The 23,823-nt window shown below is 67.3% G+C and carries 28 protein-coding genes; 18 read left to right on the top strand and 10 right to left on the bottom strand.

All coding sequences use genetic code 11. From position 1 onward, the window contains the following. Positions 1–3 precede the first annotated feature (3 nt). Together cutA and NKH51_RS02095 are read left to right on the top strand one after the other, a co-directional pair. Positions 4–306, top strand: a complete 303-nt coding sequence (cutA, locus tag NKH51_RS02100; protein ID WP_254763588.1) for a divalent-cation tolerance protein CutA — start codon at positions 4–6, stop codon at positions 304–306. 93 nt (positions 307–399) lie between these two features. Next, positions 400–888: a 50S ribosomal protein L11 gene (locus tag NKH51_RS02095; protein WP_254763587.1), complete on the top strand. Its 489-nt coding sequence runs from the start codon at positions 400–402 to the stop codon at positions 886–888. A gap of 159 nt (positions 889–1,047) precedes the next feature. On the opposite strand, the gene NKH51_RS02090 is transcribed toward NKH51_RS02095, so the two are convergent. Continuing rightward, positions 1,048–1,656 carry a hypothetical protein gene (locus tag NKH51_RS02090; RefSeq protein WP_254763586.1) on the bottom strand — a complete coding sequence of 203 codons (609 nt, stop codon included), beginning with the start codon at positions 1,654–1,656 and terminating at the stop codon, positions 1,048–1,050. 290 nt (positions 1,657–1,946) lie between these two features. Here NKH51_RS02090 and NKH51_RS02085 point away from each other — a divergent pair, with 290 nt between their 5' ends. The 4 genes from NKH51_RS02085 to NKH51_RS02070 all read left to right on the top strand — a co-directional run bounded on the left by NKH51_RS02085 (position 1,947) and on the right by NKH51_RS02070 (position 5,381). Continuing rightward, entirely contained in the window at positions 1,947–2,579 is a 633-nt protein-coding gene (locus tag NKH51_RS02085) for a 50S ribosomal protein L1 (protein WP_254763585.1), read from the top strand. Between the two features lies 1 nt (position 2,580). Further along, complete coding sequence (locus NKH51_RS02080; RefSeq protein ID WP_254763584.1) at positions 2,581–3,627, top strand: 50S ribosomal protein L10; 1,047 nt, start codon at positions 2,581–2,583, stop codon at positions 3,625–3,627. 18 nt (positions 3,628–3,645) lie between these two features. Further along, entirely contained in the window at positions 3,646–3,996 is a 351-nt protein-coding gene (gene rpl12p, locus NKH51_RS02075; RefSeq protein WP_254763583.1) for a 50S ribosomal protein P1, read from the top strand. A gap of 146 nt (positions 3,997–4,142) precedes the next feature. Next, positions 4,143–5,381 (top strand): tripartite tricarboxylate transporter permease, encoded by a 1,239-nt coding sequence (locus tag NKH51_RS02070; protein WP_254765102.1) that lies wholly within the window; start codon positions 4,143–4,145, stop codon positions 5,379–5,381. A gap of 5 nt (positions 5,382–5,386) precedes the next feature. On the opposite strand, the gene NKH51_RS02065 is transcribed toward NKH51_RS02070, so the two are convergent. Further along, complete coding sequence (locus NKH51_RS02065; RefSeq protein ID WP_254763582.1) at positions 5,387–6,199, bottom strand: BtpA/SgcQ family protein; 813 nt, start codon at positions 6,197–6,199, stop codon at positions 5,387–5,389. 129 nt (positions 6,200–6,328) lie between these two features. On the opposite strand from NKH51_RS02065, the gene NKH51_RS02060 reads away from it, so the two are divergent. Then, positions 6,329–7,447, top strand: coding sequence for an NADH:flavin oxidoreductase/NADH oxidase (locus NKH51_RS02060; protein WP_254763581.1), 1,119 nt, complete (start codon positions 6,329–6,331; stop codon positions 7,445–7,447). 15 nt (positions 7,448–7,462) lie between these two features. On the opposite strand, the gene NKH51_RS02055 is transcribed toward NKH51_RS02060, so the two are convergent. Both NKH51_RS02055 and NKH51_RS02050 read right to left on the bottom strand, forming a co-directional pair. After that, complete coding sequence (locus NKH51_RS02055) at positions 7,463–8,245, bottom strand: HpcH/HpaI aldolase family protein (protein WP_254763580.1); 783 nt, start codon at positions 8,243–8,245, stop codon at positions 7,463–7,465. A 77-nt stretch (positions 8,246–8,322) separates the two neighbouring features. Then, on the bottom strand, positions 8,323–8,886 hold the full coding sequence (locus NKH51_RS02050; RefSeq protein ID WP_254763579.1) for a thioredoxin family protein: 564 nt from the start codon (positions 8,884–8,886) through the stop codon (positions 8,323–8,325). A 163-nt stretch (positions 8,887–9,049) separates the two neighbouring features. Here NKH51_RS02050 and NKH51_RS02045 point away from each other — a divergent pair, with 163 nt between their 5' ends. Next, positions 9,050–9,499 (top strand): pyridoxamine 5'-phosphate oxidase family protein, encoded by a 450-nt coding sequence (locus tag NKH51_RS02045; protein WP_254763578.1) that lies wholly within the window; start codon positions 9,050–9,052, stop codon positions 9,497–9,499. A 7-nt stretch (positions 9,500–9,506) separates the two neighbouring features. Here the strand turns inward: NKH51_RS02045 and NKH51_RS02040 are convergent, their stop codons facing one another. Further along, entirely contained in the window at positions 9,507–9,734 is a 228-nt protein-coding gene (locus NKH51_RS02040; RefSeq protein ID WP_254763577.1) for a hypothetical protein, read from the bottom strand. Positions 9,735–9,891: 157 nt separating this feature from the next. Between NKH51_RS02040 and NKH51_RS02035 the strand changes: the two genes are divergently transcribed. The 3 genes from NKH51_RS02035 to NKH51_RS02025 all read left to right on the top strand — a co-directional run bounded on the left by NKH51_RS02035 (position 9,892) and on the right by NKH51_RS02025 (position 12,446). Beyond that, complete coding sequence (locus tag NKH51_RS02035) at positions 9,892–10,473, top strand: hypothetical protein (RefSeq protein WP_254763576.1); 582 nt, start codon at positions 9,892–9,894, stop codon at positions 10,471–10,473. Between the two features lie 327 nt (positions 10,474–10,800). Continuing rightward, complete coding sequence (locus NKH51_RS02030; protein WP_092933151.1) at positions 10,801–11,286, top strand: Lrp/AsnC family transcriptional regulator; 486 nt, start codon at positions 10,801–10,803, stop codon at positions 11,284–11,286. 2 nt (positions 11,287–11,288) lie between these two features. Then, on the top strand, positions 11,289–12,446 hold the full coding sequence (locus NKH51_RS02025; protein ID WP_254763575.1) for a pyridoxal phosphate-dependent aminotransferase: 1,158 nt from the start codon (positions 11,289–11,291) through the stop codon (positions 12,444–12,446). A 31-nt stretch (positions 12,447–12,477) separates the two neighbouring features. Here NKH51_RS02025 and NKH51_RS02020 read toward each other — a convergent pair whose 3' ends face one another. Further along, a complete protein-coding gene (locus tag NKH51_RS02020; RefSeq protein ID WP_254763574.1) occupies positions 12,478–12,828 on the bottom strand; it encodes a winged helix-turn-helix transcriptional regulator in 351 nt (116 codons plus the stop codon). A 135-nt stretch (positions 12,829–12,963) separates the two neighbouring features. Here NKH51_RS02020 and NKH51_RS02015 point away from each other — a divergent pair, with 135 nt between their 5' ends. Then, complete coding sequence (locus NKH51_RS02015; RefSeq protein ID WP_254763573.1) at positions 12,964–13,593, top strand: flavin reductase family protein; 630 nt, start codon at positions 12,964–12,966, stop codon at positions 13,591–13,593. 32 nt (positions 13,594–13,625) lie between these two features. Here the strand turns inward: NKH51_RS02015 and NKH51_RS02010 are convergent, their stop codons facing one another. After that, positions 13,626–14,459, bottom strand: a complete 834-nt coding sequence (locus NKH51_RS02010; RefSeq protein ID WP_254763572.1) for a ZIP family metal transporter — start codon at positions 14,457–14,459, stop codon at positions 13,626–13,628. Between the two features lie 101 nt (positions 14,460–14,560). Then, the gene (locus NKH51_RS02005; protein WP_254763571.1) at positions 14,561–14,995 is read right to left on the bottom strand and encodes an SRPBCC family protein; all 435 of its coding nucleotides are present in this window, start codon (positions 14,993–14,995) and stop codon (positions 14,561–14,563) included. A gap of 120 nt (positions 14,996–15,115) precedes the next feature. On the opposite strand from NKH51_RS02005, the gene NKH51_RS02000 reads away from it, so the two are divergent. From NKH51_RS02000 to NKH51_RS01980, 5 genes are all read left to right on the top strand, one after another. After that, positions 15,116–16,033 (top strand): ABC transporter ATP-binding protein, encoded by a 918-nt coding sequence (locus tag NKH51_RS02000; protein WP_254763570.1) that lies wholly within the window; start codon positions 15,116–15,118, stop codon positions 16,031–16,033. Beyond that, positions 16,030–17,901: an ABC transporter permease family protein gene (locus NKH51_RS01995; protein ID WP_254763569.1), complete on the top strand. Its 1,872-nt coding sequence runs from the start codon at positions 16,030–16,032 to the stop codon at positions 17,899–17,901. Before NKH51_RS02000 ends, NKH51_RS01995 begins: the two co-directional genes overlap by 4 nt. Then, positions 17,891–18,988, top strand: coding sequence for an ABC transporter permease (locus NKH51_RS01990; protein ID WP_254763568.1), 1,098 nt, complete (start codon positions 17,891–17,893; stop codon positions 18,986–18,988). The genes NKH51_RS01995 and NKH51_RS01990 overlap by 11 nt, the downstream gene beginning before the upstream one ends. 126 nt (positions 18,989–19,114) lie before the next feature. Next, on the top strand, positions 19,115–20,986 hold the full coding sequence (locus NKH51_RS01985) for a formate/nitrite transporter family protein (RefSeq protein WP_254763567.1): 1,872 nt from the start codon (positions 19,115–19,117) through the stop codon (positions 20,984–20,986). A 92-nt stretch (positions 20,987–21,078) separates the two neighbouring features. After that, a complete protein-coding gene (locus NKH51_RS01980) occupies positions 21,079–22,053 on the top strand; it encodes an aldo/keto reductase (protein ID WP_254763566.1) in 975 nt (324 codons plus the stop codon). 78 nt (positions 22,054–22,131) lie between these two features. On the opposite strand, the gene NKH51_RS01975 is transcribed toward NKH51_RS01980, so the two are convergent. Further along, complete coding sequence (locus tag NKH51_RS01975; RefSeq protein WP_254763565.1) at positions 22,132–22,353, bottom strand: YgaP family membrane protein; 222 nt, start codon at positions 22,351–22,353, stop codon at positions 22,132–22,134. Positions 22,354–22,477: 124 nt separating this feature from the next. Here NKH51_RS01975 and NKH51_RS01970 point away from each other — a divergent pair, with 124 nt between their 5' ends. Next, a complete protein-coding gene (locus NKH51_RS01970; protein ID WP_254763564.1) occupies positions 22,478–23,134 on the top strand; it encodes a helix-turn-helix domain-containing protein in 657 nt (218 codons plus the stop codon). A 37-nt stretch (positions 23,135–23,171) separates the two neighbouring features. Here NKH51_RS01970 and NKH51_RS01965 read toward each other — a convergent pair whose 3' ends face one another. After that, positions 23,172–23,720: a DUF8170 family protein gene (locus NKH51_RS01965; protein WP_254763563.1), complete on the bottom strand. Its 549-nt coding sequence runs from the start codon at positions 23,718–23,720 to the stop codon at positions 23,172–23,174. Positions 23,721–23,823 lie beyond the last annotated feature (103 nt).

The following is a 23,823-nucleotide window of genomic DNA, read 5'->3' as shown; positions in this document are numbered from 1 at the left end:
GCTATGCCAACCGTGTATATCACCGCGCCGCCCGAGGCAGCCGACGGGATGGCCGAGACGCTGGTCGAGGAGCGACTCGCCGCCTGCGTCAATCGGCTGTCGACGACCTCGACCTACCGCTGGGAGGGCGACGTGCACCGCGACGAGGAGGCACTGTTGCTCGCGAAGACGACCGACGACGCGTACGACGACCTCGTCGCACGCGTCGAGGAACTGCATCCGTACGACGTTCCCTGTATCGAGCGATTCGACGAGGACGACGTCCTCGAGTCGTTCGCGACGTGGCGAGCGGAGAGCGTGGAGTAGCCGGTGCGATCGTCGATCGGTACGTGAGATCGTCACAGACGAGGACTGCCCGAAAAAGCAACCCTTAAAACTCGCGCACGGGTTGTGACGGATATGGCTGGAACCATCGAAGTGCTCGTTCCGGGCGGGCAGGCCAACCCTGGCCCACCGCTCGGTCCCGAGCTCGGACCGACGCCCGTCGACGTGCAGGCCGTCGTACAGGAGATCAACGACCAGACCGCCGCGTTCGACGGCACCGAAGTTCCCGTCACCGTCGACTACGACGACGACGGCTCCTTCGAGATCGACGTCGGCGTCCCGCCGACGGCGGCGCTCATCAAGGACGAAGCCGGTTTCGAGACCGGCAGCGGCGAACCCCAGAAGGACTTCGTCGCTGACCTCTCCGTCGAACAGGTCAAGACGATCGCCGAGCAGAAACACCCCGACCTGCTCGCCTACGACACGATCAACGCCGCTAAGGAAGTCGTCGGCACCTGCGCCTCGATGGGCGTCACCATCGAGGGCAACGACGCTCGAGAGTTCAAGCAGCGAGTCGACGACGGCGAGTACGACGACGTGCTCGCGGGCGAAGCGGAAGCGTAATCGCGGCCCGGTATCGACTTACCGAATCGGCTTCGTTTTCACAACGAACGATCTGTACGGAGCGTACAGCGCGAGCAGCGGCTGTCGACAGACGGGAATTCGAAGCGACGGTGGAGAACGAAGAGACGAATTTCGACGAACCGGCGGCGATCGACCGTCTCAGATCTTGTTCGCGGGCGGAATGGTTCGCTCGTCGGGCCGGCCCGCACCGATGCCGCCGAACGTGATTCGAGCGGTCGCCCCGAGGCCGAGTGCGCCGGCAACGCCGGCGACGGCGACGGTCGCCGGAAGCGCCAGGCCGGCGAGTCCGCTGACGACCGCGCCGACAAAGATGCCGACCCACAGCCGATCGCTGCCGAGTCGCGACGCGAGGGTCCGACCGATAGCGGTGAACCCGATCGCCGTGACGACCGGCAGGACCGTCGCCCCGAGGATCACCATCGGCACAGCGAAGAAGGGCCCGACGCTCGTATCCGAGATGAAAATCCCGGCGCCCGCGACCGCGCCGACGACCAGCAGACCCGGCAGCCCGATACAGAGGGAGATGATGGGACTCCGTCGGGACTTCGTCACCGCGCGCGTGCCGTGGCTCTGGAGCAGCCCGAGCACGACCACCACGAGGAGGAGCGTCCCGAAGAACTGTATGCCCGCACGAATGGGCGGCTCAAGCGATCGATACATCTCGAGCGCCCCTCCGTGCCCCGAGACCGCTGCGACCGAGCCAAGTGTCGGTCCAGCAATCATAGTATATAACTCTAATGGCCACATACTGCATGATATACAATCATTCATTATAGAACTTCCGGTCAGGCGGACAGTGACGAGAGCCGACCGGTGACGGCTGCGGTACGGCTGGAAAACCTGCTCGGCGAAACGAACCGCGGTGGACTCGAGTCCAGACCATCTGTTCGGCGGTGAGCGGCGCTGATCGGCGTGGAGTGACGGGTCTCCGGTGGTTCGACGGGTTTAAGTTTGGGATGGCCCTCGGTTCAAGGGAGACAGGCATCGCCTGTTTCACTGACCCGTAGGAGCACTCCTGCGTACTACGGAGGTGAACGATGGCAGATTCGGATATTGAAACCGCAGTAGCGCGCGCACTCGAGGACGCACCCGATCGGAACTTTACCGAGACGGTCGACCTCGCGATCAATCTGCGCGACTTAGACCTGAACGAACCGTCGAACCGCGTCGACGAGTCGATCGTCCTGCCGTCCGGAACCGGCCAGGAAACGCGTATCGTCGTCATCGCCGAGGGAGAAACCGCTGTCCGCGCCGAAGAGGCCGCGGACGAGGTCCTCTCGGGAGACGACGTGGCCGATCTGGACGACGACGAGGCCAAGGACATGGCCGACGAGACGGACTTCTTCATCGCCGAAGAGGCGATGATGCAAGACATCGCCCGGCACCTGGGTACCATTCTCGGTCCCCGAGGGAAGATGCCGGACCCGCTCTCGCCCGACGACGACGTCGTCGAGACCGTCAACCGACTCAAGAACACCGTGCAGCTTCGCTCCGGCGACCGACGAACCTTCCACACCCTCGTCGGCGCCGAGGACATGGATGCCGAGGAGATCTCCGACAACATCGACGTCATCCTGCGTCGCCTGCACGCCGACCTCGAGAAGGGCCCCCAGAACATCGACGCCGTCTACGTGAAGACGACGATGGGGCCGTCCGTGGAGGTGGCCTAACATGAGCGCACAGGCCGAACGCAAGACCGAGAACCTTCCCCAGTGGAAGCGAGAAGAGGTCGACGAACTCGAACAGCTCATCGCTGACTACGAGAGCGTCGGCGTCGTCGGCATCGCCGGCATCCCCTCGAAGCAGCTCCAAGACATGCGCCGCGACCTGCACGGCACCGCCGTGTTGCGCGTTAGCCGCAACACCCTGCAGACGCACGCGCTCGAGGACGCCGGACTCGGCGACCTGGTCGAGCACATCGAAGGCCAGGTCGGGCTCGTCGCAACGAACGAGAACCCGTTCTCGCTGTACAAGGAACTCGAGGCGTCGAAGACGCCCGCCCCGATCAACGAGGGCGAGGTCGCCCCGAACGACATCGTCATCCCCGAAGGGGACACCGGTGTCGACCCAGGGCCGTTCGTCGGCGAACTCCAGCAGATCGGCGCGAACGCGCGGATCGAAGAGGGTTCGATCCAGGTCATGGAGGACTCGACGGTCCTAGAGGCCGGCGAGGAAGTCTCTGCGGATCTGGCGAACGTCCTCAACGAACTGGGTATCGAGCCCAAGGAAGTCGGGCTTGACCTGCGCGCCGTCATCGCAGACGGCGTGCTGTTCGACCCCGAGGACCTCGATATCGACGTCGAGGCCTACCGGAGCGACGTGTCGACGGCCGCCGCTCGCGCGCAGAACCTCTCGATCAACACGAGCTTCCCGACCGCGGCGACGGCACCGACGCTCATCGCGAAGGCCACGGGCGAGGCCAAGAGCCTCGGCCTGCAGGCCGCGATCGAGGACGAAGACCTCATGCCCGACCTCGTCAGCAAGGCCGACGCACAGCTGCGTGCGCTCGCGGCCCAGATCGACGACGAGGAGGCGCTCCCTGCTGAACTGCAGGGCGTCGAGGCGGCCGCCGAACCGGCGGCAGCTGAGGGCGACGACGACGAATCGGCAGACGACCAGACCGAAGACGAGACCGAGGCCGAAGACGCCGACACCGACGATGACGACGACGAAGACGACGGCGACGGCGCGGCTGGTCTCGGCGAAATGTTCGGCTAATCAACGGAGGACACAACAATGGAATACGTATACGCTGCACTCATCCTGAACGAATCGGGCGAAGAGATCAACGAAGACAACCTGACCGACGTGCTCGACGCCGCCGGCGTCGACGTCGAGGAGTCCCGAGTCAAGGCGCTCGTCGCCGCGCTCGAGGACGTCGACATCGACGAGGCCGTCTCCGAGGCCGCAGCCGTCCCCGCTGGCGGGGCCGCCGCAGGCGGCGCCGCGGGTGGCGAGGCCGCTGCCGACGAAGGCGGCGAGGAAGAAGAGGTCGAGGAGACCAGCGACGTGCCGGACACGACGGACGACGACGACGACGAAGACGAAGAGGCCAGCGGCGAGGGCCTCGGCGAACTCTTCGGATAACTCGCGCCGTCGATCCGGTTTCGACGAGTTGCAATCCCGATTTTTTATCGCGCCGATCGGTGAGCGATAGCGCTCTCGAGCGACGGCTCGGCCGACCCCGCGCCCCGGCCGAGACTATATAACCGATGACGCGGCCAGAAGCGACGATGGCCGCTCCGCTCGAGTTCGTCGCCCAGCCCGCGCTGACGGTGCAGTTGCTCGTGTGGGTGCTCGCCGGCTCGGCGCTCGGGACCTGTAGCGGGCTCGTGCCCGGCCTCCACGCCAACAATTTCGCGCTCCTGCTCGCGGGGATCGCGCCGTCGGTCCCCGGCCCGCCGCTGTTCGTCGGCTGTGCGATGCTCGCCGCGGGCGTCGTCCACACCTTCCTGAACGCCGTGCCCGCGATGGCGCTCGGCGTCCCCGACGCCGAGATGGCGATCACCGCGCTGCCGGGCCACCGGCTGGTCCTCGCGGGCCGGGGCTACGAGGCGATCCGGCTCTCCGCGCTCGGCAGCGTCCTCGCCGTTCTCGCGGCGGTGCCGCTTTCCGTACCCGTTACTCGAGCCGTCACGGCCGTCTATCCGACGGTACAAGCGAACCTGTCGGTCGTTCTCGCGGCGATCGCGGTCGCGTTGCTCGCGTCGGAGCCGACCTGGCGCGGGCGGTTCGGCGGCCTCCTCTCGTTTGCGCTGGCGACCGGGCTCGGCGCGCTCGCGCTGGATCTCACGCCGGCGGCCCCGCTCGAGGCGGGCGGCACGCTCGCCCCGCTGTTCGCTGGCCTCTTCGGTGCCCCGGTGTTGCTCGACGCGATCCGCGGGAGCGGGCTCCCCCGCCAGACCGGCGACGGGATCGCGATGTCGCGGGGACTGATCGGGGTCACGGCAGTCGCGGGCACGCTCGCGGGCGCTGCAGTCGGCTACTTGCCCGGCATCACGGCGGCGATCGCCGCCGTCGCGGTGCTGGCCGCCGTCCCGGACGGAGCCAGCGATCGGGGCTATATCGTTGCGACCAGCGGCGTCGACACGGCGAACACGATCTTCGCGCTCCTCGCGCTGGTCGCCATCGGCCAGCCCCGGACCGGCGTCATGGTCGCCTTCGAGACCGTCGGCGCGCCCCTCGAGCTCCCGATCCTGCTCGCGGCCGTCGTCCTCGCGGGACTGATCGGCTTCGTCCTCGTGATCGTTCTCGGGGACGCCTACCTCGAGTTCGTCGGTCGGCTGGCCTACTGGAAACTGTCGGTCGCCGTGCTCGCTCTGTTGCTCGCCCTCGCGTTCCTCTTTGCCGGCTCGGTCGGGATCGCGATCTTCGTCGCGGCGACCGCCGTCGGGATGGTGCCGGTTCGGTTGCACGCCCGGCGCGTTCATCTGATGGGCGTCCTCATCGGACCGCTAATGCTCGGCCTCTAATCGTCTCACCCTCGAGCGGCCGCCACGAGTTCCGCGACGCGCTCGCTCGAGACTGGCGCAGTCGTCTCGCCGCCGTGTTTGAGCGCGGTACCGACGATAACGCCGTGCGCACCGGATCCAAAGCAGTCGCCGACGGTCTCGATCGTCACGCCGCTGCCGACGAACACGGCAGCGTGATCGCCGACTGCGCCGGCGACGCGCTCGATATCTTCGAGCGGCGTCTCGACGCCCGTTCCGGGGCCGGAGACGATGACTCCGTCGGCCTTCCCGCGTTCGACCGTCTCGAGCGCCGCGCGCTCGAGGTCCCGATTGCCGACCGGACTCGCGTGTTTGACGTGAACGTCCGCGAGGATCGATACGTCGGCCGCGAGCCGATCGCGGAGCCGGAGCGTCTCGTGGGCTCGCCCCTCGATGACCCCCTGATCGGTCGCGGCGGTGCCGACGTGGACGTTGACGCGGACAAAATCGACATCAACAGCCGCGGCGATCGACACTGCGGCCGCCGCGTCGTTTCGGAGGACGTTGATCCCGACCGGCACGTCGACGGCGTCGGTCACCCGCGTCGCGACGGTGGTTAGTTCGGCGACGACGTGGTTCGGCACGTCCTCGGGATAGAACGGCGCGTCCCCGAAGTTCTCGAGGATCAGTCCGTCGATCCCGCCGGCCTCGAGCGCCCGTGCGTCTTCGAGCGCGCGCGTTCGGACGGCATCGCGGTCGCCGTCGAATCCAGGTGCGCCAGGTAGCGCCGGGAGGTGAACCATGCCGACGACGGGGCGATCGGCGTCGAAGCGCTCGAGGAGGGACGTATCCGTGGACATACCGGTGCTGGGTGCGCGAACGGGATAAGTAGGTGTGACCGCTCGAGGAGGCCCCGGAACCGTCGCTCGAGCCGGCAATCGCCGCTCCCTTCAGGGTCGTTTTCTCCCCGCCGCGGCTATCGCCGGCCGATGACCGACGCGCTCTCTCCGTTGTCGCTGCGCGACGTGACGAGTCGGAACCGAATCGCCGTCTCCCCGATGTGTCAGTACTCCTGCGAACCCGACGGGCTGCCGACCGAGTGGCACCGCGTTCACCTCGGGAGCCGCGCCGTCGGCGGCGCCGGCATCGTGATGACCGAAGCGACCGCCGTCTCCCCCGAGGGGCGGATCACGCCCCACGACCTCGGGATCTGGAGCGACGAGCACGCGACCGCGCTCGAGCCGATCACCGAGTTCGTCCGCGAACAGGGCGGCGTGCCGGCGATTCAGTTGGCCCACGCGGGTCACAAGGCCAGCAAGGAACGACCCTGGGAGGGCCACGTGCCGATCCAGCCCGACGGGACCGGCCCGAGCGGCGCGTCGGGCTGGGAGGTCCTCTCGCCGTCGCCGGCGGCCTACCCGCCGTTCGACGGCGACCGGCCGGCGATGCGGCAGGCCGACCAGGACGACATCGAGGGCGTGATCGACGCTTACCGCGCCGCGGCCGAACGCTCGCTCGAGGCGGGGTTCGAGATCGCCGAGGTCCACGCGGCTCACGGCTACCTGCTCCACGAGTTCCTCTCGCCGGTCACGAACCGCCGCGAGGATGACTACGGCGGCGGCTTCGAGAACCGCACGCGGCTGGTCCGAGAGGTCGTCACCGCGGTCCGAGACGTCTGGCCGGACGACAAGCCGCTCTTCGTTCGGATTTCGGGGACGGACTGGCTCGACGACCGCGACTCGTGGGATATCGAGGGGTCGGTTCGGCTGGCCGACGACCTCGCCGCCCTCGGCGTCGATCTGGTCGACGTCAGTTCGGGCGGACTCCACCCCGAGCAGTCGGTCCCCGGCGGCCCGAACTTCCAGGTGCCCCTCGCCGAGCGCGTTCGCGAGGGAGCCGACGTCGCCGTCGGCGCAGTGGGCGGCGTCACCGAACCCGAGCAGGCCGACGCGCTGGTGCGCAACGGCCGGACTGACCTCGTCCTCGTCGGCCGGGAGTTCTTGCGCGATCCGTACTTCGGGCTCCGCGCGACGGAGGCGCTCGAGCGCGACCCGGAGGCGGTCAGAGAGGAGTGGCCGGTACAGTACCGGCGCGCGGTTCGGCGCTGAACCGTCGAGCGCCGGTCACCCGTTGTACGCTTCGAGCCAGCCGGTCACGCTCGATTGCAGCGCCCCGGTTGTCGTACCGATATTCAGCAGCTGATAACCGTTCTCGGCTTTCTCGTTGACGTCGTCCATCCCGAACCCGAGCCCGCCGACGGGGACGCCCGCGTCGACGGCCGCCGACCGAATCGTCTCGACGGCCTCTTCGACCTCGTCGTGATCGAGTTCGCCGGGGTGGCCGAGCGACACCGAGAGGTCCAGCGGGCCGATGAAGACGAAGCCGAGTTCCGGGACCGAGAGGATAGCCTCGAGGTCCTCGAGCGCGGATTCCGTTTCGACCGTGACGCCGACGACGACCGACTCGTCCTCGCTTTCGACGTAGTCGTCGACCATCCCCCAGCGGCGGGCGCGGGGACTCGCCAGCCCGCGCCGACCCGGCTCGCCGTCGTACTCGAACCGGCCGGCTCGCACCGCGCGCTCGAGTTCCTCCGCGCTGCCGACCCGCGGGAGGAAGACGTTCCGAACGCCGGCGTCGAGGGCCTTCCGGACGAGCGCCGGGTCCGTATCGGCAACCCGAACCAGCAGTTCGGTGTCGGTGCCGTCGGCCGCTCGGAGGAGGGCCTCGAGTCGCTCGCCGTCCCACGGGCTCGGCCCGCCGTGCTCGAGGTCGATCCAGACGAAGTCGACGCCGATCGTCGCGAGGAGTTCGACGGCCGTCGGGCTGTACGTGTTCTCGAGAACGCCGAGCGCGACCTCGCCGGCCGCGAGCGTCTCGCCGAGCGCGTTACCGCGGGGCTCACTCATGCCCCTGCCTACCACGGCCACCACTAAAATCGAGCGTCCGGCCGTCGCCGGCAGAGACCGTCACGGTCTAGCGACGGTCAGTCCGCTTTCCACTTGATCGAACAGCCCTGAGACGGCTGCCACTCGAGGTCGACCGACTCGCCCGCCAGCACGGACTCGATGGCCTCGCGAACGTGGAAGCGAGTCGGCTCGTCGTCGGGGTTCAACGCGTCGTCGAGGCGGCCGTGGTAGACCAGCTCAAACTCGCCATCGGCGCGAGCGAAGAGGAACGGATCGGGCGTACAGACCGCGCCGTACGCGCGAGCGACATCCTGGCTCTCGTCGCGCAGATAGGCGTCGTACTCGATCTTCCCCTCGTCGACGTACTCTCGCATCGTCTCGAACGAGTCCGCGGGATACTCCGCGGCGTCGTTGGAGTTGATCCCGACGACCGCGACGTCGTCGTACTCGCCGGCCAGTTCGTTCAGGAGGTCGAACTTCGCTTTCGCGTACGGACAGTGATTGCAGGTGAAGACGAGCAACAGCGCCTCCGCGTCGGCGAACGACTCGAGCGAGTGGGTCTCGCCGTCGACGCCCTCGAGTTCGAAGTCCGGCGCGGCGTCGCCGGCCTCGAGTTCGGAATCGGATTCTTGCAGGACCATACCGATTTCTTCCCGTCGTTCGACCTTAATCGTCACGTTCGCAGTAGTCCGCTCGGCTCGATCGTATCGGTCGGAGGCGTGAGCGCGACGTGAGTACAGTCCGTCGTGACTGTTTGGCAGACCGCGACAACGTATTATCTGTTTTTACGTCGTCAAGCCGGATATGCAAGGGTTGCGCTGGCTCACACTGACCGATGAGGAGATGGCCGAATTCCTCGGGCGCGGCGGGACGGGGGTCATCTCGTTTGCGACCGACCCCGACGAGCCGCCGGTCTCGATTCCGGTCTCGTACGGCTACAACGCGGACGAACGGGTGTTCTACTATCAGCTATCGTTTCCTCGGGATAGCAGAAAAGGGGCGCTCGTCGACAGGCCCGCTTCGTTCGTCACCTACGGCGAGACTGACAGCGGCTGGCAAAGCGTCGTCGCGACGGGAACGCTCGAGAACGTCGAGGAGATGCCCTATGAGTCCAGCACGGTTCAGGGAATGTGGGCGATTCAGATCCCGCGGGTCGACATCTTCGAACGGCCGCGAGAGGAAGTCACGTTCCGCTTTTTCTGTCTCGACCCCGAGACGCTGACGGGACGGAAGGAAGTCCCTTCGCGTCCCTGATCGCGGGTCAGCCGAACAGTTCCGCGAGCGCGAGGAGGACGCTCGGGGCAACGAGCAAGACGAGTCCGCCGAGGAGCAGGACCAGCGGGACGACGAGCAGTCCCATCTCGGTCAACAGCCAGAGGCCGAGACCGGCGAGGACGGCGAGCAGCCCCACAAGCCGGAGGAGCCAGACGACCGCGCCCTCGAGTCCGGAGTCGGCGACGATGTCTACGAGTTCGAGTACCTCGTCCATAGCTAGTCGGGGCTGCCAGCCGAAGCCCCTTAATTTCGTTGCTGTGGACCGGTCGTCGAAGTCGTGAACTCGATCGATCGGTCCTCGAGCGGCCGACACCGGGGAACGGCGGTCGCGACGACGTACATATTTGTACCCGCGGCATCATCCACGGGGTATGCAGACGCTCGAGGTCACCGACGAACAGTACGCCTTTATCCAGCACCTTCGCGAGGAGATCGCCGAATCGGTCGTCGGTAAGTACGGCTTCGTCCGCGAGCAGGACGCCGTCCAGTTCCTGATCGACAATTTCGACGAGGACGTCGAGATCGACGTCGACGCCGCCGAGTTCGACTCCTCGGCGACCGACGACGTGGCCGCGTCCGTCGGGGCCGCCATCGACGGCGAGGCGGACCCCCACGAACTCGAGGAAGTCTCCTACGTCGAGGACGAGACCCCGGACGCGGGCGAGGTAGTAGACGAAGGGGACGACGGACTCGAGCCGGACGCTGACGACTCGAGCGAGGGCGACTCGGCCGACGATGACGGGGACGAAGCAGACGCTGACGCAGGCGACGGCTCGGCCGACGACGACGATATGCTAGACGAGATGATGAGCCTGCTCGAGACGCACGACGACAAGTGGACGGAGTCGAACTCGGCGGACTACCGGTACGACGTGGAACTCCCCGACGGCTCGACCGAGCAGGTGCAGACGAAAGACGACGTGCGGGCGCTGTTGTTCAAGAACTATCGGTAATCCGGACGCGGATTTCGGTCGCCCGTTACTCGTCGGCTGTCGCACGGAGAAGCGTCTGCTACCGTGGCGACACGGAATCGCCGCGCCCTCCCCAGCCGATTCGTTCGCTCGCTTCGCTCGCTCACTCATCCCTCGCGCGCTGTCGTCGTTCGGCCACACTTTCGTTCGGCCGAACTGACAGCGCGCGCCACCGCGTCTCGATCGGCCAGTCCGAAGTGACGCGTCGACGGGGGTGTTCCGGGGCCGAGGTCGAACTGCGCCCGCCCGCCGGCCGGCGACCGCTGCGAGAACGTTAGAACTTTACTCGCGCTCGCGCTTCCACGCAGTATGAGCGAACGCGAGGTGCTCGAGTTGCTTCGTGAGAACGCGCGGTACTCCGCGGCCGATATCGCGCGAATGACCGACCTCGAGGAAGACGAGGTCGAAGCAGCAATCGAGGAACTCGAGGCAGCGGGCCTGGTGCGTGGCTACCAGGCGGTCGTCGACTGGGACCGGCTCGAGGACGAGCGGGTCCGCGCCGAGGTCGAGTTGAACGTCCGACTCGACCGCGAGACGGGCTACGACGACATCGCAGAGCGCCTCGCGCGATTCCCGCAGGTGACGGCCCTGCGGCTGGTCAGCGGCGACTACGACTTCGACATGGAAGTCGAGGGCGACTCCATTCGCGAGGTCTCGCAGTTCATCAGCGAGAAGGTCGCGCCCGTCCCCGAGATCACCCAGACGGTCACCCACTACGTGATGACCTCCTACAAGGAAAACGGGATCGAACTCGGCGACGGCGAGGACGACGACCGCCTCTCCTTTTCGCCCTGACCATGACGTTCGAACTGTCAGAGCGGGTGCAAGCGGTCCCGCCGTCGGGCATCCGCCGGTTCTTCGAGATCGCCGAGGAGCGCGACGATGTCATCTCCCTCGGTGTGGGCGAGCCCGACTTCGCGACGCCGTGGGCGGCCCGCGACGCCGCGATCACGTCCCTGGAACAGGGCAAGACCTCCTACACGGCCAACCGAGGCAAGCGCGAGCTCCGCGAGGCGATCGCCGACTACGTCGCAGACCGGTTCGACCTGGGCTACGATCCCGACGAGGAGATCATCGTGACCGCCGGTGCGAGCGAGGCGGTCGACCTGGCCTTCCGCGCGTTCGTCGACCCCGGCGACACGGTCGCGATCGCCCAGCCCGCGTACATCTCCTACGAGCCCGGCGTGATCTTCGCCGGCGGCGAGGTGTTGCCCGTCCCCACGAAAGAGGCGGACGACTTCCGGCTCACCGTCGAGGGCCTCGAGGAAGCCGGCGCGGCCGACGCGGACGTGCTGGTGCTGTGTTACCCGAACAATCCGACGGGGGCGATCATGCCCGAAGAAGACCTCGAGCCGATCGCCGAGTTCGCCCGCGAGCACGACCAGACGGTCTTCTCGGACGAGATCTACGCCGAGTTGACCTACGACGGCGAGCACGCCTCGATCGCGAGTCTTCCGGGAATGCGCGAGCGCACCATCGTCTTCAACGGCTTCTCGAAGGCCCACGCGATGACCGGCCTCCGACTTGGCTACGCGCTCGGCCCCGCGGACGCGATCGGCGCGATGAACAAGATCCACCAGTATACGATGCTTTCGGCCCCGACGACGGCCCAGTACGCCGCCCTCGAGGCCTTAGACTCCTGCGAGAACGATGTCCGCGAGATGGTCGAGCAGTACGATCGGCGGCGGCGGTTCGTCCTCTCGCGCTTTCGGGAGATCGGGATGGACGTCTTCGAAGCCAAAGGCGCGTTCTACTGTTTCCCGGAGGTCCCCGAGAACTTCACGGCGGAGGAGTTCGCCGAGGAAGTCCTGCGTGAGCAGGGCGTCGCGGTCGTCCCCGGCGACGTCTTCGGCGACGTCGGCGAAGGCCACCTGCGGGTCTCCTACGCGACCGGGCTCGAGGATCTCAAGCGAGCGCTCAACCGGATCGAGGCGTTCGTCGAAGACCACACCTGAGGCCGGCGCGGTGCCGTTCTAAATTGTCGATTCAGTGCTCGAGCGCGCTCTCTTCGAGCCAGGCACCGGCCCAGCACTCGATTTCGTCGAAGACCGGCTCCAGCGACTCGCCTTTGTCGGTGAGGCTGTAGAACGTGGCGACGGGGGCGTCCTCCTCGATGCGACGCTCGACGAAGCCCATCTCGCCGAGATCGTCGAGAACCCGCGAGAGGGTGCGTGCGTTCGCGCCGGTCGAGCGCTTGAGTTCGTTGAATCGCTGCTCACCGTCTAACAGTTCGTGGAGCACGGCGAGTCGCCACTGCGAGCCGATCTGCTCGAGGGAGGCGATGACGGGGCAGGCATCCTGATTTCGCTCGCGAGGTTTCGTCTGTGGCGATGACATCGATAGTATCCGGTGATGCCTACGTCGCGAATCGCTTTAGTAGTTCGCATCCGAACCGGGTAACATCGTGTTAGTAGCAATCGGGAAGACGGCGTCGACGGCTGCAGCCACAACGCGGCCGGCGGAGGGGCGTCGATGACGGACGGCGGACGGGCGGACAGCGAGGACGGAGCAGCCCTCGAAATCGACGTCGACGACCACGACGGCTCGTTGTATCGAATCCTCTCGAGCGCGGTCGTCCCGCGGCCGATCGCGTGGGTGAGCACCACGAGCGACGACGGCGTCGACAACCTCGCGCCCTATAGCTTCTTCACCGTCGCGTCGGTCGCGCCGCCGGTCTTGCTGTTCGCGCCCGTCGACGGCGCGGACGGGCTGAAGGACACGCCGCGCAACGCCCGCGACACCGGCGAATTCGTCGTCAACCTCGTCACGGAGGAGTTGGCCGAGGCGATGAACGAGACCAGCGCCACGCTGCCCGCCGGCGAGAGCGAGTTCGATCACGCCGACCTCGAGCGCGCCGAGTCGGCCGCCGTCGAGCCGCCCCGCGTCGCCGGCGCGAAGGTCGCCTTCGAGTGCGACCTCCACGACCTGATCGACGTGGGCGGGTCGACGCTCGTCCTCGGCGAAGTTCGTCACGTCCACCTCGACGAGTCCGTGACGAGCGACAGGAAGATCGACATCGACGAGATCGACGCCGTCGGCCGGCTCGCGGGGAGTCGCTACGCACGGCTGGGAGATCGGTTCTCGATCGAACGGCCGCCGTAGATCGAGTTCCAGTCGAAATCAGCAGTGGGGCGCTATCCCAGACTCACGTCGAGATAGAGCATCACGATCACGCCGGCCATCACGCCGAGCGTGGCGATCCGTTCGTAGCCGCGAGTGTGGGTCTCCGGGATGATCTCGTCCGAGATGACGAACAGCATCGCTCCCGCGGCAAAGCCCATCGCGTAGGGCAACAGCGGCTCGACGACGCTCACCGCCAGCGCGCCCAGCACCGCGAGCGGGATTTCGACCGCGCCGGAACGCAGGCCGGCGAAGGCCGCGTAGAAACGCCGGTCCAGCCCCGCGTTGATCGCGGCCACCGAAACGGCGAGCCCCTCCGGAACGTTCTGGATCCCGATCGCGAGCATGAGCGGAATCGCGTTCTCGACGTTGCCGGAGCCGAAGCCGACGCCCACGGCCAGTCCCTCGGGCATATTGTGGAGCGTGATCGCCAGGATGAACAGGATAACTGGAGTCAGTCGCTCGTTCTCGAGGGGCAGCGACGTGCTCGGGTCGGCCTCGTCCGTGCGCCTGTTCCCGGTCAACAGGTAATGGGCGTGGGGGACGAGCCCGTCGGCGCGGTCGAGGAAGACGACCCCGAGGACGACGCCGACGAGCGTCGGAATCGGATCGCCGCCGGAGTACTGCTCGATCCCCGGAATGATGAGGCTGGTGAAGGCGGCGGCGAGCATCACGCCGGCCGCGAACCCGAGCGCGCCGTCGAGCGCGCGTTCGGAGGGATCGCGCCAGACGAGCACCAGCGACGCCCCGAGCAAGTTCAACGTCGCAATGACGATCCCGCCCACGAGCCCCTGAACGACCGGATTCTCGCCGGCGATCCGAACGAACAACTCGACTACTGAGACCATGCTCTCCCCCAGCGAACCGGTCGGCGGTCGCCGTCGCGTCGTGTCTCACCGCGAGTCATTTTCGGTGTGGAAGACTGACGAGGACCGGATAAACCCACCGATCAGGGCGTCTCTCTTCGACCGGTCGCCTCGTCGCCCTCGAGCAGCGCTTCCAGATTCTCGAGCGAGCGCAGGCTGATCGGTGCGGAACCCGCCTGTGATGGCGGCAGTTCGAACGCGATCCGACACCGCTCGTCGCGAAGGTCGTCGACGCGGTGACCGGCGGCCGGAACCCCCGTCACGCGCCAGGTCCACCGGCGCTCGGCACACGAGGCGATCCGGAACGGGACCCAGACGCCGGGGAGTCGCACCCGGCCGGTCGTCCCGGTCCGAATCCGGCGCTCCGTCGACTCGACGCCGAGAACGATCGGCGACCACTCCGGCCACCGGGTCGTATCGACGATGGCGTCCCAGGCGTCGGCCGCCGGGACGGCGACGACGGTCGAAACCTCGAGGCGACGGCCGTTCGGCGTGTTTGCGGTCCGGACTCGAGTCATACCTATCACTACGCTATCCCCGGCTTTGGTGGTTTGGTCCGTACGCCGAGCTGTCGGCGACCCCCGACAGTCGTTGGCCGCTAGACTTTACTGGGGTGACTCCCTCGGTCGCGCTATCCAATGGCTATACTCGAAGTGGACGACCTCCGGAAGGAGTACGGCGGCTTCGTCGCCGTCGAGGGCAGCTCCTTTTCGATCGAGCGCGGCGAGGTCTTCGGCGTCGTCGGCCCCAACGGCGCGGGCAAGACGACGACGCTGAAGATCTTGGCGGGGCTGATCGAGCCCACCGCCGGCACTGCCGTCGTCGCCGGCCACACGCCCGGCGAGCCCGCGATGCAGCGCCGCCTCGGCTTCCTTCCCGAGGAATCCCCGCTGTACGAGGAGATGACCGCGATCGGCTACCTCGAGTTCTTCGCGGACCTCTACGACGTGCCGAGGGACGTGGCACGCGAGCGAATTCACGACTCGCTGGACCGGCTCGATCTCGAGCACCGGGATCGCCGAATCGGCAACATGTCGAAGGGCATGCAACGGAAGGTCGCGATCGCGCGGGCGCTGGTCAACGACCCCGACGTACTGATCTTCGACGAGCCGGCGTCGGGCCTCGATCCGCTGACGACCAACTACATCATCGAGTTCACCCGCGAACTGAGCGACGAGGGGAAGACGATCGTCTTCAGCGCGCACAACCTCTTTCACGTCGAGAGTATCTGCGACCGGCTCATCATCATGAACGACGGCCGGATCGTCGCCCGCGGCACCTTAGAAGAGATCCGCGACGCCCACGGCGGGACCGAGTACCACGTCTACGCGACTGACGACGGGAGCGCCGGCCTCGAGGCGACGGCGGGGCCGATCGAGGTGACTCGCGAGAACGGGCAGGTCCGTCACGTCGTCGACGACATGGCCGCCGTCGAGTCGATCCGCGAGGCCGTCGAGGCCACGGGCGGCCGCGTCACGGACATTCAGACGAAGACGCCCAGTCTCGAGGAGATTTTCCTCGAGGTCGCGAGCGAGCCGACGGAGGCCGAGACGTGAGCGAGGGCCGTCCTCCCGGCTTCGTCGGGCGTCTGCGGCGGCTTCCGCATCGTCTCCGCGTCTTCGCCGCGCGTACGGCCCGCATCGCGCGCTGGGAGGTCTCCCGCAGCGCCGATACCGTCGATCGGAAGACGGCGGTGGCCCTCGTCGTGATGGTCCTCGCGGTCGGGACCGCTGGAGCGACGGTCGCCGACTCTGGGCTCGGCCTCGAGCGAGAGATCTACGTCGTCGGCGTCGACGCGGACAGCCCCTACTACGACGCCGCCGTCGACAGCGAGCAGTTCCGGGCGCTCCCGCTCGAGGACATCGAGACCGACGGCGGAGGCGGAGCGAACGCCGACGTGATCGTAATGCGAGACGGTCGGATCGGTTACGTCGGCGAGAACGGCAAGGCCGCCGCCAACGAGTTCCGGGACGCCGTCGAGTCGTACAACGCGAAACTGATGGACGAGGAGTCCGACGAAGCGGCCGCCTATCCGGTTCTCGTCTCGATGGACTACCAGAGCCGCGATCTCGGCGGGTCGCCCAGCGGCGGCGGGAGCGGCGACGGTGGGTCCGCAGGTGGTTCCGGCGACGGAACCGGTGGCGCGGACGGCGGCGACGGCGAGCCGAGCCGGACCGACACGAGTGGCGGAAGCAGCGGAGCCGGTGCCGACAGCGGCGAGGACGGTCGCCTGCAAGTTCCCGGTCTCGGCGGCGGCTCGACGGCGTCGACGGCTCCGGGGACGCCCGGCTCGATCGCGCCGCCGTTTCCCTTCCAGTCGCTCGTGCTCGCCTTCCTGTTCGTCGTGCCGATGAACTTCGTCATCCAGGCCTACGGGAGCACGATCATGGACGAGCGGGTCAAGCGCCGCGGGGAACTACTGCTGGTCTCGCCGGCCTCGCGCCTCGAGATCGTGGCGGGCAAGACCCTGCCGTATCTCTGCGGCCTCGCCGCCATCGTCGTCGCCATCGCGGTCGCGATCGGCGGCGGCCCGCTGGCCGTCGCGGCGGCGCTGCCGATCGCCCTGCTCTTTCTCGGCTCGACGTTCATCGGCGCGATGCTCGCCCGCTCGTTCAAAGAACTGACGTTCGTGACGGTCACGATCAGCGTCTTCCTGACGACGTACACGTTTATCCCGGCGATCTTCACCGATGTCCACGCCGTCGCGCTGATCTCGCCGCTGACGCTGGTCGTGATGGATCTGCAGAGTCAGTCCGCCACCGCCGGCGAGTACCTGTTCTCGACTGCGCCGTTCTATTGCAGCGCGGCCGTCTTCTTCCTGCTCGGAATCGGCGTCTACCGCGAGGAGGACATGTTCGCCCAGAAGCCGATTCCGGCGAAGGTGATCGACGCGATCGCGAGCCGTATCCGCGGCCGGCGGAGTGTTCCGCTGCTGTCGATCCTCTTTATCCCCTTCGTCTTCGCGAGCCAGTTGCTCGCCGTCGCGCTCCTCTTTGCCGTCCCGCAGGCGGTCGCGGTGCCGGTTATCATCGTCATCGCCGCTGGCGTCGAGGAGATCGCGAAGAGCATCCACGTCTACGCCGGCTTCGCCCGCTCGCGGTTCGACGCGACGCTGCGGACCGCCGCGGTACTCGGTGCGCTCTCGGGAGCCGGCTTCTTCGTCGGCGAGAAGCTCACCCACGTCGTCCAGTTCGTCGGCCTGCCCGAGCTCTCGGTCGGTGCCGCCGCGTTCGGCCCTGCGGTCTCTAGCGACCCGCTCGTCCTGCTCGCGGTCTTTCTCGCGCCGCTGGCCCTGCACGTCGCGACGGCGATCCTCTCGGCGCTCGGGGCGAGCCGCGGCCGGACGGGCTACGCCGCCGGCTTCCTCGCGGCCACGCTGGTTCACGCAGCCTACAACCTCGGGGTGATCGCCCTTGTCGCGTGAGCGCGTCAGCGACGGCGGGTCGGGCTCGAGTTGGGGATCGCGCTGGGCGGTCGCCCGCCGAGAGCTACGCTCGCTGCGCTCGGAGAAGACGATCATCCTGGCGCTGGCGATCCAGTTGTTCATCGCGGCGTTCTCCTCGTTCCTGGTCGTCGGCCTCGTCTCGCTGTACGATCCCGGCTCCGTCGACGGCTATCAGGCCGAGATCGCCGTCACCGGCGACGATCCCGACACGCTGCTCGCGGTCGCGGACGACCGCGACGGCGTCTCGGCGGCGTTCTACGAGGACCGCAGCGCCGCTTACGAGGCCTTCGACACCGGCCGAGTCACGGCCGTCCTCGACGCGAACAGGAACGACGATGGACGGCTTAGCGTCAGAGTCACCGCGCCCGAGGAAGGGATTCGGACGACGCTGCTCGTCGTCCAGCTTCGGGACACCTTAGAGCAAGTCGAGCGCGTCGAGCGCGAGCGAAACGCCAACGCTGGCCGCCTCGAGCGAGCGCCGCTCCCCGTTCCGGACGAGGTCGGCGCGAGCCCGTACGTCGGCTTCACCTACACCGTGTTGCTGCCACTCTTGCTGTTCCTGCCGGTGTTCATCAGCGGCTCGATCGCCGTCGACTCGCTCATCGAGGAGCGCCAGCGGGGCACCCTCGAGTTACTCCGGGTCGCGCCACTCTCGCTGGCGGACGTGATCGACGCGAAGCTGCTGGCGACGGCGGGGCTGGCACCGATTCAGGCGGTCGCCTGGCTCCTCTTGCTGTCGATCAACGGCACCTCGATCGCGAGCCCCGCGGCGCTGATCGTGCTGGTGGCCGCGCTGTCGCTGCTCGTCGTCGCCGGCGGCGTCGCGGTCGCGCTGTGGGCACCCGACAGACGACAGGCCCAACTGCTCTACTCGGTGGCCACCGTCGGCGCGCTGGTCGTCGCGACGGTGCTGCCCGAACACCCCGCGAACACCGTCGCGAAGTTCGCCATCGGCACCCAGACGGCGACGACCTGGGGGCTGCTCGGGGTTTACTGTCTGCTCGGCGTCGCCGCATTCCTCGCACTTCGGTCGGGCGTCGGCCGACTCGACCCCGACTCGCTGTAGGCCTCGAGCCGGGTGAGGCGCTCGACGGCTCGAGATCGGTCGGCGCTCTCACCGACCGCGACCCCAGTAACGGCCGCTAATAACAGATACTAAACGCGTCGTCTCGTTACGGGTTCGTACCTGACAATGAGCGAGCGCGATCCTCCCGACCAGCGGCGTACGGACTCCGCGCCGGTCGAGCGACGCCGACCGGACCGAGACCGGACCGACCAGGAACAGGTCCGCGAGGCCGTCGAGCGGTCCAGAAGCGGTGCACCGGCGGTCGGCGCGGTCGTCCGCGACCGGTTTTCCTCCGACGAGATCTTCCAGCGGATCGTCGCCGCGGCCGACGAGGAGATCACGTCCGGAAGCCGCGAACTGTTCTTCAGCGGTCTAGCGGCCGGCTTCGCGATCACCATCACGTTCTTGCTCTACGCCTCGCTGACGGCCTCGACCGACGGCCATCCGATCCTGAGCAAACTCCTCTATCCGCTCGGCTTCATCTATATCATCATCGGCGGCTACCAACTGTACACCGAGAACACGCTGCCGCCGGTCGCGCTGACTCTGGAACGGCTGGCCAGCGTTCCCGCCTTGCTGCGACACTGGACGATCGTGCTGGCGGGCAACTTCACCGGCGGCGCCCTGGGCGCGATCGCGCTCTCGTACGGCGGCGTCTTCGACGAGGCAGCAAGGGACGCCGCGATGGAACTCTCCCGACACGGCGTCGAGACGGCGTGGTGGACCCTCTTCTCGAAGGCGGCCTTCGCGGGCCTGATCGTTGCCGGCGTCGTCTGGATCGTCTACGCCTCCCGCGACACAATTTCGCGGCTCGTCGTCGTCTACATGGCCTTCCTCGCCATCCCGCTGGGCGACCTGTTCCACGTCGTCGTCTCCTTTACCGAGATGGTGTATCTGGTGCTGGCCGGCGAACTCGCCCTCTTGACCGGGCTCTACGGCTTCGTCCTCCCGGTCCTGCTGGGCAACACCATCGGCGGCATCGCCCTCGTCACCGTCGTCAACTACTTCCAGACCAGCGAACACCGCCTCGAGTCGGCCCGCTTCGAGGGCGCCGACAGACAGCTCTCGATCGGGGAGTGGGTGTTCGGCGGCTACGCGGGCCGCTCCTATGTGCCGCTGATCAACACGACCGAGATTCACGGCGACGACGAGGACGCCTATCGTATCCTCGTCCCCATCGCGAACCCGCGGACCGAGTCGGCGATCGTCGACTTCGCCTGCACGCTGGCCAGCGGCCGCGAGAACGCGATCATCCACGCCGTCCACGTCGTCCAGATGCCCAACCGGACGTCGATGCGCTACGGGGCCGGCCAGACCGAACGGATCGTCGCCGAATCCGAAGAGCGCATGGCGGACGTCCGGAAGCGGGCCGACGCCTACGACGTGCCCTGCGAGACGTCGACGGTCGTCTCCCACCGGTCGTTCGAGGACGTCTTCGCCACCGCCGAACGCGAGCGGTCCGACCTCGTCTTGCTCGGCTGGGGCACCGACCGACCCTGGAGTTCCGGCCGCGCCGAGCGCCGGATCAGCGAACTGACGAGCAACCTCCCCTGTGACTTTCTCATCCTCAAAGATCGGGAGCTGGATACCTCCCGGGTCCTCTTGGCGACCGCCGGCGGCCCGGACTCCGACCTGAGTGCCGAGGTCGCGCAGACGCTACAGACGAAAATCGGGGCCGACGTGACGCTGTTGCACGTCGTCGCCGGCCCGGACGACCGCGAGGCCGGCGAGCAGTTCCTCGCCGACTGGGCCGCCGAGCGGGATCTCGAGGACGCTGAACTCGTCGTCGACGATTCCGGCGACGTCGAGGACACCATCTGTCGGGCGGCCGCCGATCACCCGCTCGTCCTGCTGGGCGCGACCGAAGAAGGCGTGATTTCGCGACTGATGACGGATTCCCTGCACATGGACGTGGTCAACGAGGTCGAGGGGTCGGTCCTGCTCGCCGAGCGACCGAGCGATCGGAACGTCTTCGAGCGGCTGTTCGGTCACTGGTAGGCCGTCCCGACGATCCGAGAAGGGGACGTTCGATGCGTGTTGTCGTTTGCCGCACCACGCACGCTTTTTTCGCGGGTTTCCGTACGGCCGGTATGGAGTACACGACGCTCGGTTCGACCGGGATGCAGGTGAGTCGCATCTGTCTGGGCTGTATGAGCTTCGGCTCGAGCGACTGGCGCGAGTGGGTCCTGGATGACGAGGAGAGCAAGGAGATCATCGACCGCGCGATCGATCTGGGGATCAACTTCTTCGATACGGCAAACATGTACTCGATGGGCGAGTCCGAGCGCGTGCTGGGCGACGCTCTCGAGGGCCACCGCGAGGAGTCCGTCGTCGCGACGAAGGGCTTCTTCCGGATGCGCGAGGACGACCCGAACTCCGGTGGCCTCTCCCGGAAGGCGATCGAGCAGGAACTGGCGGCCAGCCGGGAGCGGCTGGGGATGGACACGATCGACCTCTATCAGATCCACCGGCTGGATCACAACACCCCGATCGAGACGACGCTCCGGGCGCTCGACGACGCGGTCCGCAGGGGCCACGCGCGGTACATCGGCGCCTCCTCGATGTGGGCCCACGAGTTCGCCGACGCGCTCCACGCGAGCGACTCGCTGGGACTCGAGCGCTTCGCGACGATGCAGAACCACTACAACCTCGTCTACCGGGAGGAGGAACGCGAGATGCTGCCGCTGTGTGACAAGGAGAACGTCGGCGTCGTTCCGTGGTCGCCGCTAGCGCGGGGCTATCTGACCCGCCCCCACGAGGAGATCGACGCGACGACGCGCGGCGAGTCCGAGGAATACCTCTACGAACACCCCTACCGCGAGGGCGGCGGTCCGGAGATCAACGAGCGCGTCGCGGAGGTCGCAGACGACAAGGGAGTCACGATGGCCCAGATCGCCCTCGCGTGGCTGCTCCACAAAGAGTGGGTCGACGCGCCGATCGTCGGCACGACCAGCGTCGAACACCTAGAGCAGGCCGTCGAGGCCCTCGAGATCAGCCTTTCGGATTCCGAAATGGAGTACCTCGAGGAGCCCTACGAACCGGTGCCGGTGTCGGGTCACCAGTAGCCGATTCGGCGGTCGCGCCAGGGGGTGGCAGGCTCCGGCCCGGCGGCCCTGCCCGTGGATCGCCGCCGCCCGCTCGAGTCACTCGCGCGAGCAGCACCCTTCGGTCGTGTCGATGCCGAGCACGAAGTTTCCGCCGCAGAATCGGGTCACCGCGTTGATCAGCAGGCCCGATCCGGCGATCGCCGTTGCGGCGGCGGTAGTCCGGCGATCGGTCAACAGGGCCGCACCCGCGACGACGAGCAACCACGTTCCCAGGACGGCCCTGACGATTCGATCGAGTCCGCCGACGTTTCGCTGCATATGCGGTCGGACGACCGCCGGGGTGGAATCGATTCGGCCGAATCGGTCGGGTGGGTTTATCATCTGCCGTTCGAGGCCGTCGTCGAGGCGAAGTGATTTCACGGGCGTTTTCGAACGCGAACGCATGAAACGCGTCCGCATCACGCTGGACCCGCGGGGTGACTACGCGCCGCCGATTTACGAGCGGCTCGCGGGCGGAGCCGACTACGTAGAGCGAGCCCGGATCGTCAACTGGAACGTCTCGAGCCCGCCGACGGGCTTTCTGTTCCGACTCGAGGGGGACTATCGGCGCTTCGAAGGCGAACTCGCCGAGAGTCCGATGGTGTCGAATTACGAGATACTGCCGGTCACGGACCGAGCGTGCTATTGCTTTCTCGAGGGAGAGGTCTCGACGGCGGCCCGCTCGCTGTTCGAGAACTTCACCCGCGGCAGCCTCATGACGGTGCCGCCGATCGAGTGCAACGACGACGGGACGAACACGTTCAGCATCGTCGGGACGGAGGCCGACATTCAAGCCGCGGTCGACGGCGTCCCCGACGGCGTCGGCGTGACCGTCGAGCGGGTCGGCGGGAAGCGCGTCGCCGCCGACAGCGTCGTCGGCCGCCTCTCCGAGCGCCAGCGGGAGGCGGTCGCGACCGCGCTCGAACTCGGCTACTACGACGTGCCCCGGACGGCGACGACCGAAGACGTAGCCCGCGAACTCGACTGCGCGACCGCGACCGCGGCGGAGCACCTCCGGAAGGCCGAGTCGACGCTACTCGCGTCGCTGTTCGACGGCTGATTCGATCGACGTGCACCCGGTGTCACTCCGGCCGCGTTCACGGCAGCGACTCGGCGGCCTCGACGAGGTCGGCCTCGGTCTCCCACCGGTACAGTCGCTCCTCGGTCTCGAGCAGGTCGAAGACGCCGTCCTCCATCCAGCCGTAGGGTCGGTCGTCCTCGGGGTACGTCCGCTTGAGCACGTGGGTCTTTTCGAAATACTCGGTCGTCCCGGCGAGGAGTCCCTGCTCGACGAGGAAGCCGCTGGGCTCGCGCTCCGCGACGCCGACGATGTGGGTGACCAGGTCCGCGAGCAGACAGAACTTCGCGATCCCGTTGTCCCAGTCGCCGCGAACGTCGACCATCCGGAAGGCATAGGCGTCCGGTCGGCGGTTCAGGCGATCGACGACCAGGTTCAGCCGGCGGATCGGCTCCCGGTCGTAGTTCCCGAGGACGAAATACGAGCGCTCGGTCTCGTAGAGCGGCCGGAGTTCGCTCAGTTCGTGGAGGAGTTCCTCGTTGTCCGACAGCGAAAGCTCCGCGTTCTCGAGTCGTTCCGTCGCGCTTGCCAACACCTCGTCCGGCTCCGGCGGATCGTCGTCGGTCATACGAATCAGTTATCGCGAATTACGGATAGTCGTTACCGTCCCGTTTCCGATTTTTCCGATACTGACCGCGGCGCGCTCGAGCCCCCGTAGTTTACCCCAGAGT

The organism is Natrinema marinum (assembly GCF_024296685.1).
GTDB classification, from domain to species: Archaea; Halobacteriota; Halobacteria; order Halobacteriales; family Natrialbaceae; genus Natrinema; species Natrinema marinum.
This window is presented reverse-complemented; position numbering and strand designations above follow the sequence as displayed.